Annotated in this window: 15 protein-coding genes; 3 read left to right on the plus strand and 12 right to left on the minus strand. The window is 66.0% G+C overall.

All coding sequences use genetic code 11. The features are described from left to right. Positions 1-253 precede the first annotated feature (253 nt). The 5 genes from ACQP1G_RS43515 to purF form a co-directional block, all read right to left on the minus strand. Complete coding sequence (locus ACQP1G_RS43515; RefSeq protein ID WP_433196179.1) at positions 254-1,939, minus strand: ABC transporter ATP-binding protein; 1,686 nt, start codon at positions 1,937-1,939, stop codon at positions 254-256. After that, positions 1,936-3,030 carry an ABC transporter permease gene (locus ACQP1G_RS43520; RefSeq protein WP_433209338.1) on the minus strand — a complete coding sequence of 365 codons (1,095 nt, stop codon included), beginning with the start codon at positions 3,028-3,030 and terminating at the stop codon, positions 1,936-1,938. Before ACQP1G_RS43520 ends, ACQP1G_RS43515 begins: the two co-directional genes overlap by 4 nt. 35 nt (positions 3,031-3,065) lie before the next feature. After that, entirely contained in the window at positions 3,066-4,076 is a 1,011-nt protein-coding gene (locus ACQP1G_RS43525; RefSeq protein WP_433209341.1) for an ABC transporter permease, read from the minus strand. A 119-nt stretch (positions 4,077-4,195) separates the two neighbouring features. Then, entirely contained in the window at positions 4,196-5,752 is a 1,557-nt protein-coding gene (locus tag ACQP1G_RS43530; protein ID WP_433209344.1) for an ABC transporter substrate-binding protein, read from the minus strand. 394 nt (positions 5,753-6,146) lie between these two features. Continuing rightward, on the minus strand, positions 6,147-7,721 hold the full coding sequence (gene purF, locus ACQP1G_RS43535; protein ID WP_433209347.1) for an amidophosphoribosyltransferase: 1,575 nt from the start codon (positions 7,719-7,721) through the stop codon (positions 6,147-6,149). Positions 7,722-7,919: 198 nt separating this feature from the next. On the opposite strand from purF, the gene ACQP1G_RS43540 reads away from it, so the two are divergent. After that, the gene (locus ACQP1G_RS43540) at positions 7,920-9,188 is read left to right on the plus strand and encodes an ABC transporter permease (protein ID WP_433209350.1); all 1,269 of its coding nucleotides are present in this window, start codon (positions 7,920-7,922) and stop codon (positions 9,186-9,188) included. A gap of 67 nt (positions 9,189-9,255) precedes the next feature. Then, a complete protein-coding gene (locus ACQP1G_RS43545) occupies positions 9,256-10,284 on the plus strand; it encodes an acyl-CoA dehydrogenase family protein (protein ID WP_433196181.1) in 1,029 nt (342 codons plus the stop codon). 80 nt (positions 10,285-10,364) lie between these two features. On the opposite strand, the gene ACQP1G_RS43550 is transcribed toward ACQP1G_RS43545, so the two are convergent. The 6 genes from ACQP1G_RS43550 to purL form a co-directional block, all read right to left on the minus strand. Next, entirely contained in the window at positions 10,365-10,760 is a 396-nt protein-coding gene (locus tag ACQP1G_RS43550; protein ID WP_433196183.1) for a sterol carrier family protein, read from the minus strand. A gap of 50 nt (positions 10,761-10,810) precedes the next feature. Then, complete coding sequence (locus ACQP1G_RS43555; RefSeq protein WP_433196185.1) at positions 10,811-12,289, minus strand: serine hydrolase domain-containing protein; 1,479 nt, start codon at positions 12,287-12,289, stop codon at positions 10,811-10,813. Between the two features lie 349 nt (positions 12,290-12,638). Further along, positions 12,639-13,223 (minus strand): lysostaphin resistance A-like protein, encoded by a 585-nt coding sequence (locus tag ACQP1G_RS43560; protein ID WP_433196187.1) that lies wholly within the window; start codon positions 13,221-13,223, stop codon positions 12,639-12,641. A gap of 65 nt (positions 13,224-13,288) precedes the next feature. Continuing rightward, positions 13,289-15,040 (minus strand): alpha/beta hydrolase, encoded by a 1,752-nt coding sequence (locus ACQP1G_RS43565; RefSeq protein ID WP_433196189.1) that lies wholly within the window; start codon positions 15,038-15,040, stop codon positions 13,289-13,291. A gap of 173 nt (positions 15,041-15,213) precedes the next feature. Continuing rightward, a complete protein-coding gene (locus ACQP1G_RS43570; RefSeq protein ID WP_433196191.1) occupies positions 15,214-16,992 on the minus strand; it encodes an alpha/beta hydrolase in 1,779 nt (592 codons plus the stop codon). Next, on the minus strand, positions 16,989-19,283 hold the full coding sequence (gene purL / locus ACQP1G_RS43575) for a phosphoribosylformylglycinamidine synthase subunit PurL (protein WP_433196193.1): 2,295 nt from the start codon (positions 19,281-19,283) through the stop codon (positions 16,989-16,991). Before purL ends, ACQP1G_RS43570 begins: the two co-directional genes overlap by 4 nt. A 235-nt stretch (positions 19,284-19,518) precedes the next feature. Here purL and ACQP1G_RS43580 point away from each other — a divergent pair, with 235 nt between their 5' ends. Then, positions 19,519-20,814: a glycosyltransferase 87 family protein gene (locus ACQP1G_RS43580; RefSeq protein WP_433196195.1), complete on the plus strand. Its 1,296-nt coding sequence runs from the start codon at positions 19,519-19,521 to the stop codon at positions 20,812-20,814. Positions 20,815-20,836: 22 nt separating this feature from the next. Here the strand turns inward: ACQP1G_RS43580 and ACQP1G_RS43585 are convergent, their stop codons facing one another. Then, entirely contained in the window at positions 20,837-21,772 is a 936-nt protein-coding gene (locus ACQP1G_RS43585) for an LLM class F420-dependent oxidoreductase (RefSeq protein ID WP_433196197.1), read from the minus strand. Between the last annotated feature and the right edge of the window lie 79 nt (positions 21,773-21,851).

Genomic DNA, 21,851 nt, shown 5'->3' on the forward strand with positions numbered 1-21,851 from the left:
CCGGTCGTCGGTGCCAGGAGACTCGAGCACCGGGCCGACAGTTGAGTGAGCAGCACTTTCTGGTCGTGCCCGACGAGTTGCCCCATGTGCTCGCCCGCCTCCCCGAACCTTTTGCCGGTCGTAAGTGCCATGAGCTCGGGTCACCGGACCGACGGTTAGGACGAGTTCTGGGCATACCCGACGAGTTACCCATGTTCGTACGAAATCAGTCGCCACGTCACAGATCTGTATGCCCGCCTGGCGCCGCTGTTGCTCATTCGAGTTGCTCGGTGGCGAAGAGCGCTGCGGACGACGCCCGACGACGACGCTGCTCCACCGGATCGGGCACCGGCACCGCGGCCACCAGTCGTTGGGTGTACTCCTGCTCCGGGTGGCGCAGGATGCGATCACGATCACCCTGCTCGACCACCGCGCCGTCGCGCAGCACCACGATCCGGTCGGCCAACTGGTCGACGACGGCCAGATCGTGGCTGATGAACAGGCAGGCCCAGCCGCACTCCTGCTGCAGCTTGCCGAACAGCTCCAGCACCGCCGCCTGCACCGAGACGTCCAGTGCGCTGGTCGGTTCGTCGGCGACCAACAGATCCGGATCCAGCACCAGTGCGCGGGCGAGGCTGGCGCGCTGGCGCTGGCCACCGGAGAGTTCGTGCGGATAGCGGCGCTCGGTGCCCGCCGGCAGCTGCACGTCATCGAGCATGTGACGTACCCGGGCACGGATCTCCTCGGAATTGCCCGCCTTGTGCACGATGAGCGGTTCCGCAACACATTCGCCCACGGTGAGCCGCGGATTCAGCGAGCTGGCCGGATCCTGGAAGACGAAGCCGAAGCGGCGGCGGATCGGCCGCAGCTGCCGTTGCGATAGATCCGCGATGTCCTGGCCGCGCACCTTCACGACCCCGGAGGTCGGGCGTTGCAGTGCGGCGACGCAGCGGCCGATGGTCGACTTGCCCGAGCCGGATTCGCCGACCAGGCCGAGGGTTTCACCAGGTCGAATGGACAGGCTGACCTCGTCTACCGCACGGAAAGGCGGTCGGCCGAACGGGCCGGGAAATTGCACCACCAGATCGCATACCTCGAGCACCGGCTCGGCGTCGGCGACCTCCTTGACGCTGCCGTGCTCCAACTGCTCGGCGCCGAGATGCGGGACCGCCGCGAGCAGCTTGCGGGTGTACTCCTGCTTCGGCTGTGCGAACAGTTCGTCCACCGGCGCCTGCTCGACCACCTTGCCGTCGCGCATCACCACCACCCGGTCGGCGATATCGGCGACCACACCCATGTTGTGCGTGATCAGCACGATGGCGCTGCCGATGCGATCGCGCAGATCGCGTAGCAACTCCAGGATTTCGGCCTGCACGGTGACATCGAGTGCGGTGGTCGGTTCGTCGGCGATGATCACCTTCGGCTCGCAGGAAATCGCGATCGCGATCATCACGCGCTGTTTCTGGCCGCCGGAGAGCTGATGCGGGTAATAGTCCACCCGATGCTCCGGATCGGGCAGTCCGACCATGCGCAGCAGTTCGATCGCGCGGGCCTTGGCGGCCTTGCGACTCATATCGCTGTGCGCCCGCAATGCTTCGCAGATCTGATAGCCGACCGTGAACAGCGGATCGAGTGCTCGACCCGGCTCCTGGAAGATCATCGAGATCGCCCCGCCCCGCAGGGCGGTGAGCTGCCGCTCGCTCATCGAGGTGACCTTGTCCGCGCCGAGGGTGACCAGGCCATCGACCCGCGCGGTATGCGGCAGCAGCCCGATTGCGGTGCGCGAGCTCACCGATTTGCCCGAGCCGGACTCCCCGACAATGGCCAGTACCTCGCCGGGGAACACCTCATAGGAGACATTGCTGACCGCGTAAACGGGCCCGGCGTCGGTGGCGAAGGTGACCGACAGCGATTCGATGGACAGCGCCGGACGCTTGGTCTCGGCGACCGCTTCCGTCATTGCGATACTCCTTCCCCTGCGGAACTGTCTTTGTCGGCGGCGCTATCGCTTTCGAGCAGATCCAGTTCGGCGACGGTGAGTTCGGTTGCGGGAACATCCTTTTCGAGTCCGGCGATCGAACCGCTGGCCCCGACGCTCGCGCTGTCGCCGGCGACGGTGGCCGGACTCAGCGCCCGGCGAGTACGCAGCAACGGATTGAGAACCTCGTTGAGGCTCTCACCGACCAGCGTCAGGCCGAGTACGACCAAGACGATCGCGGTGCCAGGGAAAATGCCGGTCCACCAGATGCCATTGGAGACATCGGAGAGCGCCTTATTGAGGTCGTAGCCCCATTCGGCGGCCTGGGTCGGCTCGATGCCGAAGCCGAGGAAGCCGAGCGCGGCCAGCGTCAGAATGGCATCGCCCGCGTTGAGGGTGACGATCACCGGCAGCGACTGGGTGACGTTGGCGAGGATGTGCCGGAACATGATTCGAGTGGTGGATGCGCCGGTAACCCTGGCCGCGTCCACATACGGTTCGTTCTTCACCGCGACGGTCGCATTGCGAACCACTCGAAAGTATTGCGGCACATAGATCGCCGTGATCGCAACAGCCGCCGACAGCACGCCGCCGAAGCTGCTCGACTGCCCACCCGCGACCACGATGGAGACGACGATCGCGAGCAACAGGGTCGGGAACGCGTAGATGGCGTCCATGAACAGTACGAGCACCCGGTCGAGGGCACGTCCGATGTATCCGGATACCAATCCCAGCGGTACCCCGACGACCAGTGACATCAGCAACGAGATCGCGATCACGAACAGCGCGGTCCGGGCACCGAAGATCACCCGGGACAGCACGTCCTCGCTGCGCACCGATGTACCGAACCAATGCTGACCCGATGGCGGTTGCTGTGGGACGAAGGCGACACCGTCCGAAGAGTTCTGGGCGAGCCCATACGGCGCGATCAGCGGGGCGAAGATCGCCACGAAGACGAATACCGCGACCAGACCGAGTCCGACGATCAGCGTCACCCGCTGCAATCCGGCGGTCATGGTGAACAGCCGTAATCCGGGGATCCGCCTGCGCTGCGTCGACGGCACCGGCGGCATCACCAGTGGCTCGTTCGCCAATTCCGGAGCGGTCATCAGAACCTCACTCTCGGGTCGATCAGCGCGACAATGACATCGACCAGGAAGCTGATGACCGCGACCGCCAGCGCCAGGAACGCGACAATCCCCTGCACCGCGATGAAATCGCGCTGATGCAGATATTCCGCGAGCTGATAGCCCAGCCCCTTCCATTCGAAGGTGGTCTCGGTGAGCACCGCACCGCCGAGCAGTGTCGCGATATACATACCCATCACCGTGATGATCGGAATCATTGCGTTGCGCACGGCATGTCGCCCCGTCACCACCCGCGCCGAAAGTCCGCGTGCCCGTGCGGCATCTACGAATTCACTGCGCAGCGTCTGGATCAGATTGACGCGCACCAGGCGCAGGAAGATGCCCGCTGTCAACAGACCGAGTGCGACCGCGGGCAATATCGCATGCTTCAGCACATCGATCAGATTGCCGGTGTCCCCGTAGAGGATTGCGTCGACCACCATGATGTTGGTCTTCGGCGAAACATGCTGCAGTTGCAGCTCGACGGGAGTGCTCGCCCGGCCGGCGACCGGTAGCCACTCCAGCTTCACCGCGAAGATCAGCTTCAACAGCAGACCGACGAAGAAGACCGGCGCCGCGTAGGCCAGGACGGCGAAGAGCCGCAGCCCGGCGTCGGCCGCCGAATCACGGTGTGTCGCAGCGTATCTGCCGAGCGGCACGCCGACCGCGAAGGCGACGAGCAGCGCCCAGAACACCAGTTCCAGAGTTGCCGCGCCGTAGGTTGTCACCACCTCGCTGATCTGCCGATTGTCCTGAGAGTGACCGAAGTCCCCGTGCATCAGCCCGGAGATGTACTCCCAGTACTGGGTCAGGATCGGCCGGTTCAGACCGGCTGCTTCCTTGCGCACTTCGATCTGTTCCTGGGTCATCCGTCCGCCCATCGCGGCGCTGATCGGATCGCCGATCACCCGCATCAGGAAGAACACGACGGTGACCAGGATCCACGCTGTCGGCAGGATCAAGAACAGTCGAATCACCAAATACCGCAACAACGCCAGCTGTCGGGAATCCCCACTCGATTTCCCGCCCCACGGCAGCCCGAAGCGCCGGGCCCGATCCGGCACCTGCTTTTCAGCAGTGGTAATAGATTCGGGCCCGGCTTCGCCGGATGTCACTTGCTCAGCACCGTGTATCGGAACTTGAACGACGCGTCGAGTGTGTCCGACACCCCCTTGACGCTCGGATTCGACACCGCGATCTGCTTACCGGACAGCAGCGGCAGGGTCGGCAGGTAGTTCTGCGCGAGATCCTTCTGCACGTCCTCGATCACCTTGATGCGCTTGGTCTTGTCCTGCTCGGTCGTCTCCGCGGTGAGCTGCGAGTTGATCTTCGGCTCCTCGAAGTGCGACTGCAGGAAGTTGTTGGGCCCGAAGAACGGGGTCAGGTAGTCATCGGCGTCCGGGTAGTCCGGGAACCAGCCGAAGTGATAGAGCGGGTAACCGTCGCGGGCCCGTTCCTTCTGGTAGGTAACCCATTCGGTGGATTGCAGATTCACCTTGAACAGTCCGGTCGACTCCAGCTGCGATTTGATCGCCGCATACTCCTCGGAGCTGCTCGAACCGTAGTGATCGGGGTTGTACTGCAGGTTCAGCTCCACCGGTGCCGCGACGCCCGCACCGGAGAGGAACTTCGCCGCTGCATCCTTATTGGGCTTGGCCCCGTAGAGGTCCTTCAGCGGCTCGGCCGCACCCGGCATACCTTGCGGCACAAAGCCGTACGCGGGCTGATAGGTGTTCTTGTAGACGCCCTCGGCCAGCGCGGGTCGGTCGATCGATGACGCGATGGCCTTGCGCACCGCCAACTTCTGCTCCGGGGTACCGCCCGGCATGGTGTTCATATTGAAGACGATGTAGCGCAGCTCGCCGCCGGGCCCATCCGCCACCGTGACCTTGCTGTCTTTGCGCAGCGATTCGATATCGGTCGGCGTGAAGGATCGGTACGCGACATCGAGCGCGCCGCTCTGCAGATCGAGCTTCATATTGTCGGAGGTCGCGTAGTACTTGGTGGAGACCTGCGAGGTTTTCGGTGTGCCGAGGATGCCCTTGTAGTCCGGGAACGCCTTGTACTCGACCAGCTTGTTCTTGTCGTAGCTGGCGATCGTGTACGGGCCCGAGTAGCCCTTGGCCTTCACTACTTCCTCATCCGGCAGCACCTTGTCGGCCGGGAAGACCTTCTCGTCCACGATCGGACCGGCCTGGGTCGGCAGGATCGCGGGGAAGGTCTGATCGTTGGCGACCTTCAACGTGAAGTTCACAGTCAGATCGTCGGCGATTTCGGTCTTCTCGAGATTGCCCAGTAGCGAGGCGGGACCGTTCGGGTCGTTGATGCCCAGCATGCGATCGAAGGAGAACTTGACGCTCTTGGCGGTCAACGGGTTCCCATTGGCGAACTTCAGTCCCGACTTCAGCTTGCAGGTGTACACCGTCGGCGAACTGAAGTCACACTTCTCCGCGGCGTCCGGCTTCGGTGTGGCATCACCGGGCGCGAAGTTCAGCAGATACGAATAGATCTGCGTTTCGACCAGCAGCGAACCGTTGTCGTACGCGGCCGCGGGATCGAGCGAGAAGATCTTGTCCGTGGTGCCCGCCACCAAACCGGCCCCGTCACCACCCCCGCCGGTGCGCCCGGAACCGCATCCCGCGATCGCGGACACGGCCAGCGCCGCCATCCCGACGGCCGCGATTCGCCGCGTCCGCAACCTTCGCCCAGGCTTCTTTGAAACCAACATCAGGCCCCACTTCTCGAGCGCGCCACGCCGCGTGTCCTGGATCACAGGTCCGCGGAGGGCACGGTGAACTTCCGATATGTCGGCACCGTACCCACGATCCATTTCTGGGATGTTGCGTTTTCAAAGAAAAAATCACGAAGGTGTCACCGGGTGTTGCGCATGGTGCGCAGGTAAGGCCGGATCACCGGACGAATGACCAGGTTCACGCCGAAATCGGTGCGAAGGCGTCTCGAGGAGGCCATGGCACACCGGCGGACAAATATGGTCGATCACGCGCCCGGAACAAGATCGAACCCCCCGGCTGCTGCCGAGGGGTTCGTGGATTGTCCTGATATCAGGGACGGCTCAACGCGCTCGCATTCGCGTTCTCACTCAAGAGCATCGCCTCGGACTGTCCGGTGAGCATGCCCTCGAGCACGTTCTTGCCGATAGCCGCCTCGGTCGGCAGCGGAATCGGGTAGTCACCGTCGAAACAGGCGCTGCACAGCCGCGAGCGCGGCTGCTCGGTGGCGGCGATCATGCCCTCGGTGGAGATGTAGCCGAGGGTGTCCGCGCCGATGGAGCGGCGCACCGCCTCCACCATGTCCTCGTAACTGTCATCGGCTCCCGCGCCATTGGCGATCAGCTCCGCGCGTGAGGCGAAGTCGATGCCGTAGAAGCACGGCCACTTCACCGGCGGCGAGGCGATCCGCACGTGGATCTCGAGCGCGCCCGCCTCTCGCAGCATCCGGATCAACGCGCGCTGGGTATTGCCGCGCACGATCGAGTCGTCCACCACGATGAGGCGCTTACCACGGATGACCTCGCGCAGCGGATTCAGCTTGAGCCGGATGCCGAGCTGGCGGATGGTCTGACTCGGCTGAATGAACGTGCGCCCGACATAGGCGTTCTTCATAAGGCCCTGGCCGTACGGCACACCCGAGCCCTGGGCATAGCCGACCGCGGCGGGCGTACCCGACTCCGGCACCGGAATCACCAGATCCGCCTCGACCGGATGCTCCTTGGCCAGGCGACGGCCGATCTCTACGCGGGTGGCGTGCACCGAGCGACCGGAGATGGTGCTGTCGGGACGGGCCAGGTAGACGAATTCGAAGACGCAGCCCTTGGGTTCGGGATTGGCGAAGCGCATGGACCGCACACCGTCGGCATCGATCGCCAGCAGTTCGCCCGGCTCGATCTCCCGGACGAAGGCCGCACCGACGATATCCAGCGCGGCGGTCTCACTGGCAACGACCCAGCCACGGTCGAGCCGACCCAGACACAGTGGCCGAACACCGTGCGGATCCCGCGCGGCGTAGAGGGTGTGCTCGTCCATGAAGGTCAGACAGAACGCGCCCTTCAGCGTCGGCAGCAGCTTCATCGCCGCCTGCTCGATGCTCGAATCCGCGGCGGCGTGTGCCAGCAGTGCGGTCATCACATCGGAGTCCGAGGTGGCGGTGATCGGCGCGGGACGACCTCCGGAGACCGCAGGGGTGCCGATCAGTCCGAGTTCCCGTGCGCGGGCGCTCAATTCGGCGGTATTCACCAGATTTCCGTTGTGGCCCAACGCAAGTCCGGAACCGACCGAGGTGGTGCGGAAGATCGGCTGCGCGTTCTCCCAGGTGGTGGAGCCGGTGGTGGAGTAGCGGCAGTGACCGATGGCGATATGACCCGGCATCGCGGCCAGGGTCTGCTCGTCGAAGACCTGACTGACCAGACCGAGATCCTTGAAGACCAGAATTTGCGAGCCGTCGGAGACGGCGATGCCCGCCGCTTCCTGGCCGCGGTGTTGCAGCGCATACAAGCCGTAGTACGTGAGCTTGGCCACATCCTCGCTCGGCGCCCAGACTCCGAACACACCACACTCTTCGCGTGGTTCGTTCTCGACCTGATCGGGGGTAGTTTCGACCGGCAATTCGGCGTTGGTCACCGTTTGCTCCCTGTTCGGGCGGGCTGGGGGCAATGGCCATTCTACGGGTGAATCCCACGCGGCGATCACCGCCACCGCGTCCGCGCAGCAATCGCCGAGCGACGCTGCCGTCACGGCTGGCACGGTGCTACCGTGCCAGCCGTGACGACTACGGACGGTAGGGGGACCGGTGCGTCGGACAGGCGGTTGACCGCGCGCATGTGGCTCGCCCCGATCGCGGTGCTGACACTGTTCATGGCGCTGCTCGGCACGATGTATCTGGATTATGTCGTCGATCCGGAGAAGAACCTGCACGACTTTCCGATCGCACTGGTGAATCAGGATGTCGGTGACACCATCGGCGCACCGGGCCGAGAGCAGCAGGTGAACTTCGGTAACCAGATCACCGACGCGCTGCGGCAGGGCATCCCGGCGGACAAGGTCGATCTGCAGGTGCTCGGCATCAACGAGGCCCAACTGAAGATGCAGTCCGGTGCGGTGTACGGAACCATCCTGATCCCAAGCGATTTCAGTAAACGCCTCGGCATTCTCGGCGTCGGCAGCGTGCTGCCCGGTGATATCCAGCGCCCGACGCTCACGCTGCAGACCAATCCGCGCAGTGGCGCGTTCGTCACCGAGATCGTCACGACAATCGGCACCAGGGCGCTGGCCCAGGTGAACGAGCAGGTGGGCAAGCAGCTGACCGAACAGGTCCACGCGCAGCTGACACCGCCGCCCGGCGGCGCGCCCGCGCCCGAGTTGACCGGTGCGACCCGGGTGGCGCTCGCGGATCCGGTACAGATCATCATCGCGCCGTTCCGTCCGCTGCCCTCGGGCACCGGGCAGGGTCTGACCGCGTTCTTCTACGCGCTGCTGCTCCTGCTCGCCGGGCTGGTCGGTTCGATGACCATCCACACCATGATCGATGCCGCGCTCGGTTTCGTACCCACCGAATATGGGCCGTGGTATGTGCATTTCCCCACCACCCCGATCTCGCGTTTCAACACGCTGCTGATCAAGTGGGGTGTCATGGTGATTACCGCGAATATCGTCGCGGGCGTATTCCTCGGTGTGGCGAAGCTGCTCGATATGCCGATCGACCATCCGCTCACGCTGTTCCTCTACAGCGCGCTCGCCATCATCGCGGTCGGGATCACCGGGCTGTCCGTGCTGGCGGCGGCCGGCTCGGCAGGTCTGCTGATCAATCTGATCCTGTTCATCATCCTCGGGCTGCCCTCCTCCGGCGGCACGGTGCCGATCGAGGCGACGCCCAAATATCTCGGCTGGTTGGCGAAATTCGAGCCGATGCACCAGGTCTTCGTCGGGGTGCGCGCCATCATCTACTTCGACGCGAACTTCCAGGCGGGGCTGGCCCGCGGTGTGTGGATGGCCGTGCTCGGGCTGGCGATCGGTCTGGTGCTCGGCATCTTCATCACGCGGTACTACGACTACAAGGGCCTGCATCGGCGCGATCCGGCACGCGGCTGAGCCGGGTTGGGCCGAGCCTCGCGGTGGACGGTGCGACGCGGTCCGCGGGATGCACCAAGATGGTGTTGTGAATTCGTGGATCGAACGCGCGCAATATCTGGCCGATGAGCTATTCGCCCCACAAGCCGACGCCGTCGACCGCAACGGGGAGATTCCGCGCACGCATTTCGACGCGCTGGCCGAATCCGGCTTCTACGGCGCGACCATGGCCGACGATATGGATATCGGGACCTTCACCGAGGCCGGAGAGATCCTGGTGGCCGGATGCCTGGCGACCACCTTCGTCTGGGCGCAGCACCTCGGGGTCGCACGACGGGTTGCCACCTCACCGAATCTCGAACTGCGGGAACGACTTACAGAGGATTTGCGGTGCGGGCGGGTCCGCTCCGGCGTGAGCTACGCCGGCGCGAACGATAAGCCGGGATTGATCGCACGACGCGTCGAGGGCGGGTATCTGCTCGACGGCACCGCACCCTTCGTCACCGGGTGGGGCCTGGTGGACATCCTCGGCGTGATGGCGCGCGATGCCGACGACGAGGGTTCGTTGATCAGTGTGCTGGTGCCCGCGGAACCGGGACCAGCGTTGTACGCCACAGCGCTCCCGCTCATCGCCGCCGATGCGAGCAAGACCGTATCGCTCACCTTCGACGGTGTGCTGGTTCCCGATTCCGCTGTGGAGAACCGGATTCCGCTGCGCAACTTCCACGCCACCTTCATCCTGGCCGCGTGGCGCAACGGTGCACTCGCACTCGGTATCGTGCGGCGCTGTCTCGGCGAACTCGCACGCCTCGGCATCGACACCACCGCGCTGGCGGCCGAATCCGCCCGCATCCGAACCGAACTCGACGATGCACTCACCGGACAGTCGGATGTCTACCTGGCCCGCGCCCGCGCCTCCGAACTCGCGGTGCGCGCGGCGACCGCGTTGGTCACGGCCACCGGCAGCGCGGCGGTCACGCGCGGCAACCTCGCCGAACGCTCACTGCGCGAGGCGACGTTCACGCTGGTCTTCGGTTCCCGCCCGGCCATCAAAACCGCACTGCTGGATCGGCTCACCCGGCCCGAACGCGTGGCGGCCCGACTCGGCCGCGGCTAGCCAACGCTCGCGCTCGCACCGTCGGATTCGGGCCGTTCTTCCTGGAAGCCACCGTGCGCAGCGGGCGCGGTCACCGATCGTCAGTCCGCGGTGGCGCGCGCGATCGGCAGCCAATGTGCGACTTCACCGGCGCGGCTGCCGGACGCGTTGACCGCGCCGTCCGCCACTGCGGTGTCGAAGTCGAGCAGGCCGGTGGCGAGTAGGAGCCAAGTGCGCGGGTCCGTTTCCACCACATTCGGCGGTGTGCCCCTGGTGTGGCGCGGGCCCTCGATGCACTGCACCGCCACGAACGGTGGGACGCGGACCTCGACCGAATGGCCGGGTGCGGCGGCGGCGAGGGTGCGGGCGGTGGTGCGGACCGCGGCGGCGAGTTCCGGCCTGGCCGGGGCGGGTGCCGAATCGTCGCGCAACCAGGTGCTGACCGCGGCGACCGCCGCCCACAGTTCCGCCGGATCCACCGCTGCTCGTCCCGCCACGCTGCCGAGATTACTGCCGGACCCCGACAGGCCGGATCAAGCCCCTGAAGTCAGTCGGCCGAAACGCCACCCGCTCCGATCTGCTTGGGAGCGGCACGCATGCCGATGTAGACGTACTCGATACCGTTCAGGGTGGCGAAGACGACCGGCATGTAGTCCTCGCTGAAGGACGGGCCCGCGCCCGAGGCGGCCCAGACCGTATCGGTTACCGGTGTCAGCCCCATGTCCAGCGGCGGGGACATGTCCTTCATATCGTCGACGAATTCGTAGCGCAGGTGTGCGTTGCCGTCGTCGTCGCGGCTCACCGTGATGACGACGCCTTCGCGCCGGTAGGTGCCGAGGAACGGCGTGAGATCGGCCACGATCGGCGGCGGCGCCGGACCGAAGGCCTCGGGCATCCGGATACCGGCCAACTCGCCGAGCAGCTCCCGGAACAGATCGGCATACAGCTGCCGGGCGCCGCCGCCATTGGTCATCAGCGCGATGGCGACCCCCTCGCTCGGGACGACTCGCAGGTAGGCGTACTGGCCGATGGCAGCACCGTCGTGACCGTAGCCGCCGACACCGTTCCAGTCGTACAAAGTCCACCCCAGTCCCCAGCCATCAGCGGAAACGGTCCACTTATCGGGAACATCGACCACCCGACGCTGCATCAGCGCGGCGCTCGCGGCGCGGAGCACCCGAGTCCCGTCCGCCGTGACGCCGCCGTCGAGGTGCATTCGCGCGAAGCGAACCATATCTCCGGCGGTGGTGATGACCCGCCCAGCAGGCCCGACCGCGCGGGGCATGAGATCCCAAGCCGGAGCCGGATCGGGATACGGCCCGTCTTCGCCGAGATGGCTCATCGCCACCCGAAACCGCAGCGCCTGCTCGGGCAGCGTCATCAGATGGTCGAGCCCGAGCGGCACGGCGATCCGCTCCGCCACCGCCTCATCCCAGGTCTTCCCGGTCAGCACCTCGACAACCCGGCCGAGCACCATGTACCCGAGGCCACCGTAGGAGACGGCCGTCCCCGGTGCGCAGTCCAACGCCACGTTCCTTGCGGCCGCGACATATCGGGCCAAGCAGTCGTCTCCGCGCCCGGCGTCGTAGTTGAAATCGTTTGTCACACCGCCGGTATGACTGAGCAGCTGTCGCGCGGTGATCCGCGAGGTGGCAGCCACATCCGGAGTGGCGAATTCCGCGAGCACATCCACGATCGGCGCGTCCAGATCGAGCTTGCCCTCGTCCACCAACTGCATGATCAGCGTCGCGGTGTACACCTTGGCAATCGACCCCGACAGGAACACCGAGTCGGTCGTCGCCTCGACACCGGTACCCCGGTGCAGGACCCCGCTGGCCAGTTCGTAGAGCTCACCGTCGACCAGCACCGCCAAGGTGGCTCCCGGTACCCGGTGCGCGATCCGCAGCGCGTCCAGTCGAGCCTGCCACTGCGCGACGGGGAAGCGGCGCCCCGTCGAATCGGTTGTTCCCCAGTCCCCGTTGACCTTCCAGTCACCTTCAACGTTCCAGCTCACGTTCTTCGACATGTGTTTCTCCTTCGCCAGCGTTCCATGCGCACATCGTTCTAATATGCGAACACTGTACGCATCCGCGTTCGACGTACGCAAGTGCGCGCTGCGTACCGCTCAGCAGGCCGCCTCGAGCCGGGCCGGAGTACGATGCGAGCTGATCACCGAGTTCGTTTGCCTACCAGGGGTTTTGCTACGCACAGCACGACCGGCATTGGGAGTGCTGCCGATTTCGAGGCCGGTTCGGTGATATGCGATCAGGCCGACGGCGGAGCCGAGCCGCGATGCGGGCGCGACGGCACCGCCAGTCGCCGCGTGTGGCCGATTACATTCGATGCGATCGCCAGCGCGACACGAACCGAGTCGGTCAGTTGCTCCAGGATCGAGCCGGCATGAGCCGGGCGACAATGTGCAGTGCGAGCGCACCACCGGCGTTCACGGCACAGTGCAGTAGGGCTGGCGCCGAGGCGCTTTCGGTGCGTCGACGCAGTAGGCCGAAGACGAGACCGCCGGCCGCGGTTGCGGCGATCGAGGCGGGGACGCTGTCGCCCGCGGCGCGCGCCGGATGGATATGCCAGAGGCCGAACGTCGCGGCCCCGATCAGCGATCCGCTGCGTGGTCCGAAAGTGTTGTCCAGCAAAGGGTCCAGCGTTGCGCGGAAGATGAGTTCCTCGCTGTAAACCGTGCCGATCGGGATATGTACGATGACCCACTCGCCGAACGGGACGTCCGGGGCGCGGCCGTCGAACGTGCCGAGACGATCGCGAACCGCTGGAATGGCAACGGCCGCACCGTAACCGGCGGCGACCATACTCGCCGAGGCGAGTCCGTAGCCGAGGCCCCGCGCGGACAGCCAGTTCGGTCGGCCACGGAATACCAGTGCGTAGCCGGTCGCGAATCCGGCATTGGCGGCCGTGCGGCCGCGTAGCCCCAGGTTCAGACGTGGCAACACCCAATTGCTCCACGCCAATGGAACACCTATGGCAACAATGGTTTTCGCGATTCGACCGAATGGCGTCATTTGATCTCGCGCTCGTAATCCTCGGCGGCCTCGAGCTGCGCCCGGATCCTGTCGGACTGCTCCACGGTCCAATCCGGCGGTGCGGCGACGGCGATCCAGCCGTCGAGCACCAGACTGCCGTACCGATGCCCGTGCCCGTCGGTGACACCCTGTGCGTTGGACAGATCGCAGGTCACCTGCCAGAAGGTGACGAACGGCCACCAGCGCATCTGGGATGAGACGTCGGAACCGCGCGGCTCGGACAGCCAATCCGGTTGGGAGAAGATCAGATCCGATGACCACCAAACGATCGGGTCGGAGGCGTGTTGCAAGTAGGCGATGCGCGGTGCGCGCCATTCGGTCGACGGCCGTGCGAGATCGGCACTATCGGAGGCGAATCGGACCACCAAGCCGTCGGCGTAGACCGGTTGCACCTCGCGCGAACCCGGATCACGGCGCGAAACGAACTGCTCCCACAGTCGATTCGAATTCGGCGGCCCGACCCACAGCGCACCGTCGACCTTCGAGCGCAGATCGGCGAGTCCGTCGAAAGCCGCCTCCGAACCCTGCGAACCGAGACTCTCGCCATAGACGAACAACTTCGGACGCGCACCCTCCGGCCGCGCCGACCAATGCTCGTACACCGCGTCGAACAGCTGCTTACCCGCATCCATTGCCTTACCGCGGTCCGCGAGAAACGACAGCACACTGGGCAGATACGAATACTGCGAGGCCACGGTGGCGGTATCGCCGCCGTACATGTACTCGATGGCACCGGCCGCCATGGAATTCACCCAGCCGGTACCGGTGGTGGTGACCACCACCAGCACCTTCCGGTCGAACGCACCCGTGCGCTCCAGTTCCGAGACCGCCAGTTCGGCCCTGGCCGCACCGCTCTGCGCCGACTCCAGACCCACATAGGCCCGAATCGGCTCGCGCGCGGGCTTACCGGTGGTCGAGGTGATCCTGGCGGCGGAGGGACCGTGCGAGACGAACCAGCGACCCTCGAAGCCGAGCGAATCCCATTTCGCCAGCGACGCCGGGCTGCCCGACCGCTCGGGCTGTATCGGCTGGACCGCATTCGGCGAGGTGTGATCGTTCTGCACGCTGAACGCGGAGTTCGCCACCGCGAAAAAGGCGCGCGAGGCCACACCGTTGAACAGCGTGACGGTCAGGATCACCAGGACCAGGAATCCGGCCGATGGCGCCAGCTCACGCGGCACCCGAACCCAGCGGTTGAGCTGGCGGGCCAGGAACCGGATGATCTCGCGCAGCGTCCGATAGGCCGCGACCACCCCGGCACCCACCGCGATGCTGAGCAATCCGGTGCGCAGGTAGGCCGGGGTGGTGGTGCCCTCCATGCCCATCAGCGCGGTGATCTCGCGCTGCCAGCGGGCCGACTGCACCAGCATGAAGGCCGCGGTGACGGCGGCGGTGAACAGGATGGCGGATTTCACCGCGTAGCGCACCCAGGTCGGCGGCGGCGAAATCCGGTCGCGCAGCAGCTCGGCCAGCCGCGGCCGGACCCACAGGCCGAACAGCCACTCCAGCACACAGCCGAGGCCGTAGCCGAGCGCGGCATTGATGCCGCTGATCAGGCCCTGGAACAACCAGTCGCGCGGTACCAGCGACGGCGTCACCGAGAGTGCGAAGAAAATCGTCGCGAAGACCAGCCCGGCGTAGTTGAGATCGATAATGTCCTCGGCACGCCGCACCACTACGACGCCGCGCGCACGCAGCTTCATCAAGGCGCTGGCGGTTTCGAGCATCGGTCAGCGTGACGGCGCGATGCCCGAATCGGTGGTGCACGGATCGGGCACGGGCGGCGTCAACGGGTCCGTAGCGATCATCACCCGAACAGTATGCGGGGTGTGCGCAGCCATCGCGGGGGTTGATCAGCGCGACGTGGTTGCGCACACCGGCGAAACGGCAGGCGGGGGCGCTATTTCAGCTGATGTTCGCGGGCCGACGAGATCGCCAGATAATCCCGGATCCGGTCCACCGTATCGGCCGACCAATCCGGTGGCTGCGCGATCGCGGCCCAGGCGTCGAGCACCAGATCGCCATAGTTGTGCCCATGTCCGTCGCTGACCCGCTGGGCATTGGGCAGATCCGCGGCGACCTGCCAGAACGTGACGATCGGATACCACGCCATCCGCGACGACACATCGGGACCGCGCGATTCGCGCAACCAATCCGGTTCGGAGAACAGCAGATCCGGCGACCACCACACCACCGGATCGGAGGCGTGCTGCAGGTAGGCGATGCGCGGCGGCAGCCAGGTGTCCCCAGGTTTCCACAGGTCGCCGCGACTATCGGCGAAACGCACCACCAGTCCGTCAGCGTAGGTCGGCAGTATCTCCGGTGAGCCGGGATCGCGCCGAGCGGTGACTTCGCTCCACAGCCGGTTGGAATTCGGCGGGCCGACCCACAGCACGCCATCGGTGCGCGACCGGATATCGGCCAGACCGGTGAACGCGCCCTCGGAGCCCTGTGAGCCCAGGCTCTCGCCATAGACGAGCAACTTCGGGCGCGCCCCTTCCGGCCGCGCCGACCAGTGTTCGTAAACCTTGTCGAAGACCAGCTTGCCCATCTGGGTGGCCTTGTCCTTATCCGACAGGAACGACAGCACACTGGGCAGATAGGAATACTGGGTCGCGGCGATCGCGGTATCGCCGCCGTACATCAGCTCGATGGATTCGGCACTGCTCGAATCGACCCAGCCGGTGCCCGTCGTCGTCACGACCACCAGCACCTTGCGCTCGAACGCGCCGGTGCGCTCCAACTCCGCCGCAACCAATTCGGCCTGCGCCTGCGGGCCGTCGGCCGACTCCAATCCGGCGTAGACCCGAATCGGATCGCGCGCCGGCTTTCCGGTGACCCGACTGATATCCGCGGCGGTCGGCACGAAGGAGACGAACCACCGGCCCTCGGAGCCGAGGGTGTCCCAGGCCGCCAGCGAGTTCGGACTGCCGGAACGCTCCGGCAGTTGCGGCTGCACGGCATTCGGCGAGGTGTGGCCGTTGCGCACGCTGAAGGCCGAATTCGCCACGTCGAAGAAGACTTTGGTCAGTACGCCGTTGAACAGCAGCACTGCCGCGACGACCACGACGAGGACTCCGGCCGGGACGGCCAGCTGGCGCGGAAAGTGGGCTCGCCGGATCAGCTCGAACGCGATGGAACGCACGAGCCAGCGCAGTGCCCGGAACACCGCGATGGCGATCGCACCGACCAGCGTGCTCAATGCACCGGTGCGCAGGAAGCCAGAGGTCGTGATCGGCTCCATATTCATCAGCGCGGTGATTTCACGCTGCCAGCGCGCCGATTCGACGAGCAGAAAGACCGCGACGGCGAGACAGGCCAGCACGATCGTGGTCTTGACCGCACCCGGCAGCCATTTCGGCCGCTTCGCCCACAGTCGCGTGACCGACGCGGGCAGCTGAGCAACCTTGCGACGCAACGGCTTGCGCAGCCACTTGCGGTACGCCCACTCGACCAGACAGCCGACGCCGTAGCCGATGGCCGCGTTGATCCCGCTGACCAGCCCCTCGAACAGCCAATCCCGTGGCAGCAGCGAGGGGGTCAGCGACCAGCCGAAGAACACCGTGGCCACGATGAGGCCGACATAATTCGGATGGAAAAAACGCTCGACGGCGCCGACAATTCTGCCGACGCCGTCGCGTAGGGCTGCCGAGACCTCACCAGCCTCCGGCGCGGTCAAATGGCACTGGCCCCGAACAGCTTGGGCAGCGTGCCCTCGTGCGCAGCGCGCAGTTCGTCGAGGGCAATCGAGAACTGCCCCTGCACCTCAACGGAATCCGAGCCCTGATCAACGACACCGATACGCACCCACGGCAATGCGCGCGCGGTGCACATCTTGGTGAAGCGAGTCTCCTCCGAACGGGGCACCGCGACCAGTACCCGGCCCGCCGATTCGGAGAACAGCTGCACGAACGGATCCGAACCCTCGGGAAGCAGGATGCGGCAACCGGTTTCGCCGGCCAGCGCGGCCTCGACCACGGTCTGGATCAGGCCGCCCTCCGAAAGGTCGTGCGCCGCACTGATCATGCCGTCGCGCGAACCCGAGGTCAGCACCTCGGCGAGCAACTGCTCACGGGGGAAGTCGACCTTGGGCGGCACGCCGCCGAGGTGATCGTGGGCGACCTGCGACCAGATCGAACCGCCGAATTCATCGGCGGTCTCGCCGAGCAGGATCAGCGTTTCGCCCGGCTCCAGGCCGAGGCCGGTCGGGATGCGCCGGTGCACATCGTCGATGACGCCGAGCACGCCGACCACCGGGGTCGGCAGGATGGCGTCCTGACCGGTCTGGTTGTAGAAGCTGACATTGCCGCCGGTGACCGGAATGCCAAGAGCCACACAGCCGTCCGCGAGACCGCGCACGGCCTGCTGGAACTGCCACATCACGCCGGGGTCCTCGGGCGAGCCGAAGTTGAGGCAGTTGGTGACGGCCTTCGGCGTGGCGCCGGTGGTGGCCACATTGCGGTGGGCCTCGGCGAGCGCGAGCTGTGCGCCGGTGTAGGGGTCGAGCTTGGTGTAGCGGCCCGAGGCGTCGGTGGCGAGCGCGATACCGCGGCCGGTCTCCTCGTCGATCCGGATGACACCGGCATCGGCGTGTTCGGCGAGCACGGTGTTGCCGCGGACGTATCGGTCGTACTGTTCGGTGATCCACCTGCGGCTGCACAGCTGCGGGCTGGCGACCATCTGCAGCAGGGTGGCGCGCAGTTCCTCCGGCGTCTTCGGCCGGGGCAGGGTGTCCGGGGTGTCGGCGATCAACGCGTCCTGGAAGTCCGGGCGCTGGACCGGACGCTCGTATACCGGGCCCTGATGTGCGACGGTGCGCGGCGGCACGTCGACCACGGTCTCGCCGTGCCAGCTGATCACCAGCCGGTCGCCCTCGGTGACCTCACCGATGACCGTGGCCAGCACATCCCACTTGTGGCAGACGGCCATGAACGCGTCCACGTTCTCCGGCGTGACGACCGCGCACATGCGCTCCTGCGATTCGCTGGAGAGCACTTCGGCCGGGGTCATCCCCTTGGCGCGCAGCGGCACCCTGGTCAGATCGATATGCATGCCGCCGTCGCCAGCGGCCGCGAGCTCGGAAGTGGCGCAGGACAATCCGGCACCGCCGAGGTCCTGGATGCCGACCACCAGCTTGGCCGCGTACAGCTCGAGACAACACTCGATGAGTACCTTCTCGGCGAACGGGTCGCCGACCTGGACGCTGGGCAGCTTCTTGCGGCCGGTACCGGATTCGTCACCGGAGAAGGTGTCCGAGGCCAGCACCGAGACACCGCCGATGCCGTCGAGGCCGGTGCGCGCACCGAACAGGATGATCTTGTTGCCCGCGCCGGAGGCGAAGGCCAGATGCAGATCCTCGACCCGCATCACGCCCGCGCACAGCGCGTTGACCAACGGGTTGCCCTGATAGGAGGCGTCGAAAACGGTCTCGCCGCCCACATTCGGCAGCCCGAGCGAATTCCCGTAGCCGCCGACACCGCGCACCACGCCGTCGACGACGCGGCGGGTATCGGGCGCGTCCGCCGCACCGAAGCGCAGCTGATCCATCACCGCGATGGGCCGTGCGCCCATGGCCATGATGTCGCGCACGATGCCGCCGACGCCGGTGGCCGCGCCCTGATACGGCTCCACGTAGGAGGGGTGATTGTGGCTCTCCACCTTGAAGGTGACCGCCCAGCCGTCGCCGACATCGACGACACCCGCGTTCTCACCGATGCCGGCGAGCATCGAGGATTTCATCTCCTCGGTGGTGGTCTCGCCGAAGTAGCGCAAATGCACCTTCGAGGACTTGTACGAGCAGTGCTCGCTCCACATCACCGAGTACATGGCCAGTTCGGCGTCGGTCGGCCGGCGGCCGAGTATTTCCTTGATCCGCGCGTACTCGTCGTCCTTGAGACCGAGCTCCTTGTACGGCTGTGGAGCATCGGGAGTCGCTGCGGCTGCGCTAACGGTGTCGACCTGCGGAGTCACGGAGTACCAGGGTCCTTTCGGGCCGGAACGCGAAGCTGGGGATTCGCCCTGAAGTTTAGCTGTGGCCCTCGGTGGGCAGCCGGTCGCATCGACCCCTCGCCCGGATCGCCGGGTTTTCCACGCGCCCGAGCCGAATTCGCCAGGTGCGGACTGTGACGCAGAACATGGTGTGTATCGGCGCGAATGCCTCGGGTCGGCACATGTTGCGCGACTTCGCAACCGCTACGCTTTGGCGGTGAACGATCGATCGGGGGTTGCGGATCCGGCCGAGCAGCCCGTCACCACGCGGAACACCCGGCTCGAATCCGGCTCGGACGCCTCGCCGCGATTCTCGATGTCGAACCAACAGACACGCTGGCTGCTGATCGCCTTGGGCCTGTTCATCATCTCGGTCACCGTCTCGCTGGTGGTGCACTGGTGGAACGGGTACATCGATCTCCAGGTCTACCGCAACGGTGCGCGTGTCTGGCTGGACGACGGCGAGCTGTACGGACCGATGCCCCCGGTCGAGGGGATCGGACTGCCGTTCACCTATCCCCCGCTGGCCGCCCTGTTCTTCGCACCGCTCGCACTGATGCCGCTGCCACTGGCCGAGGTGTTGGTGACCGCCACCTCGGTGCTCAGCCTCGGGATCGCGCTGTGGCTGGTGTTCGCGCGGCTGCGCCCGACCCTCGAGCGACGGACCATGCTGGCGCTGGTCATCGGCGCGGTCGCGGTGGCGCAGATGTTCGAGCCGACTCGGCAGACCTTCAACTTCGGACAGATCAACCTGGTGCTGATGGCCGCGATCACCATGGATTGCCTTGTCCGCAGGCCGATCTGGCCGCGCGGCATGCTGATCGGGATCGCGGTGTCGGTGAAGCTGATCCCGGCCGGATACCTGCTCTACTTCCTGCTGCGCCGGGATTGGAAGGCCGCGGGCACGCTGATCGTCTCCGCGATCGTGGCGGTCGGACTCGGATTCCTGCTGTTCCCCAGCGATTCGGCCGAATATTGGTTCCACACGCTGGCCGATACCGGCCGCATCGGCCCGCCCTACTTCGCGGGCAATCAGTCGATCAAGGGTATGGCCTTCCGCCTCGGCGTCTCCGATTCGCTGGCGACGCTGATCTGGATCACGATGTCGCTGATCGCGATTGCCCTCGCGGCGGTGTGGATGCACCGGCTGATCCGCTCCGGCCAGCAGGTCGCCGCGCTGATGGTGAACGCGGCCGCGGTGTTACTGGTCTCGCCGGTCTCCTGGTCGCATCACTGGGTGTGGATCGCCCCCGGCCTGCTGGTCGCCGCCGACGCGATCGCCCGCGGCACCCGCAATCGGTGGTACATCGGCGCTGTGGCCGCATTCACCCTGCTGTTCCTGATCGGCCCGCAATGGCTGCTGCCGCATTCGAAGGATCTGGAACTCGGCTGGGCCTGGTGGCAGCAGATCATCGGCAGCAGTTACGTATTGGCGACACTCGCGGTCTTCGTCATCGCGGTCGCGAAGTACCACCCGACCACCGCGGACACCCCGGAGCTGGCCGACGCCTAGGAACGGCACCTGCAGCGGCGGGTCAGCTGGTGTGGGGCAGGACTTCTGCTGCGATCAGATCGAGGTGGTCGAGGTCGGCCAGGTCGAGGATCTGCAGGTAGGCCCGGTCCGCGCCGATGGCCGCGTATCGGCCGAGTTTATCGACCACTTCGGCCGGTGTGCCGACGAGCGCATGGGCCCGGATCTCCTCGACGTCGGCCGCGTCGAAGATCTCGAGGCGGCGACTCACCTCGGCATCGTTCCTGCCGACGACGACCGCATGCGCCACAGACAGATCGAGTGTCGCGGGGTCACGCCCAACCGCGGCGCAGGTATTGCGGACGCGATCGAACTGCTCTGCCGTTTCGTCCAAGGTCTTGAAACCCGCATTGAATTCGGCGGCGTACTTCGCCGCCAGCATGGGCGTGCGCCGCTTACCCGCACCCCCGACAATGACCGGCGGATGCGGCGTCTGCACCGGCTTGGGCAGTGCCGGTGAATCCGTGATGCGATAGTGCTTGCCGGAGAAGTCGTAGCGCTCGCCCACCGGTGTATCCCACAGTCCGGTGATCAGCTCCAACTGTTCCTCGAGCAAGTCGAACCGGCCGACCGTATCCGGGAACTCGATGCCGTAGGCCCGATGCTCGGCCTCGAACCACCCTGCGCCCAAACCCAATTCGACCCGGCCGCCACTCATCTGGTCTACCTGGGCGACAGTGATGGCCAGCACTCCCGGGTTGCGAAAGGTCGCCGAACTCACCAGCGTGCCGAGGCGGATCCGACTGGTCTCCCGAGCCAGCCCCGCCAGCGTGATCCACGAATCGGTCGGCCCGGGCAACCCATCGCGTTCCCCCATCACCAGATAGTGATCAGACCGAAAGAACGCATCGAACCCACACTCTTCGCTGCGCCGCGCTACCCGGAGCAGATCGTCATACGAGGCCCCCTGCTGCGGTTCGGTGAACACCCTGAGCAACATCCCGCCATGCTACCGATCAGCCCCACCATCGAGGTGAGTCGAATGGCGGCTCGACACACTCCCGACCAGCATTCGACGC

Origin of the sequence: Nocardia sp. CA-107356 (genome assembly GCF_050946365.1) — a bacterium.
GTDB lineage: Bacteria > Actinomycetota > Actinomycetes > Mycobacteriales > Mycobacteriaceae > Nocardia.

What these genes read in the sequence shown, in the direction of transcription:
- ACQP1G_RS43555 (WP_433196185.1), bottom strand. Translation starts at nt 12,289, where the DNA reads ATGTCGAAGAACGTGAGCTGGAACGTTGAAGGTGACTGGAAGGTCAAC.
- ACQP1G_RS43515 (WP_433196179.1), bottom strand. Translation starts at nt 1,939, where the DNA reads ATGACGGAAGCGGTCGCCGAGACCAAGCGTCCGGCGCTGTCCATCGAA.
- ACQP1G_RS43565 (WP_433196189.1), bottom strand. Translation starts at nt 15,040, where the DNA reads ATGCTCGAAACCGCCAGCGCCTTGATGAAGCTGCGTGCGCGCGGCGTC.
- ACQP1G_RS43540 (WP_433209350.1), top strand. Translation starts at nt 7,920, where the DNA reads ATGTGGCTCGCCCCGATCGCGGTGCTGACACTGTTCATGGCGCTGCTC.
- ACQP1G_RS43530 (WP_433209344.1), bottom strand. Translation starts at nt 5,752, where the DNA reads ATGGCGGCGCTGGCCGTGTCCGCGATCGCGGGATGCGGTTCCGGGCGC.
- ACQP1G_RS43585 (WP_433196197.1), bottom strand. Translation starts at nt 21,772, where the DNA reads ATGTTGCTCAGGGTGTTCACCGAACCGCAGCAGGGGGCCTCGTATGAC.
- ACQP1G_RS43520 (WP_433209338.1), bottom strand. Translation starts at nt 3,030, where the DNA reads ATGCCGCCGGTGCCGTCGACGCAGCGCAGGCGGATCCCCGGATTACGG.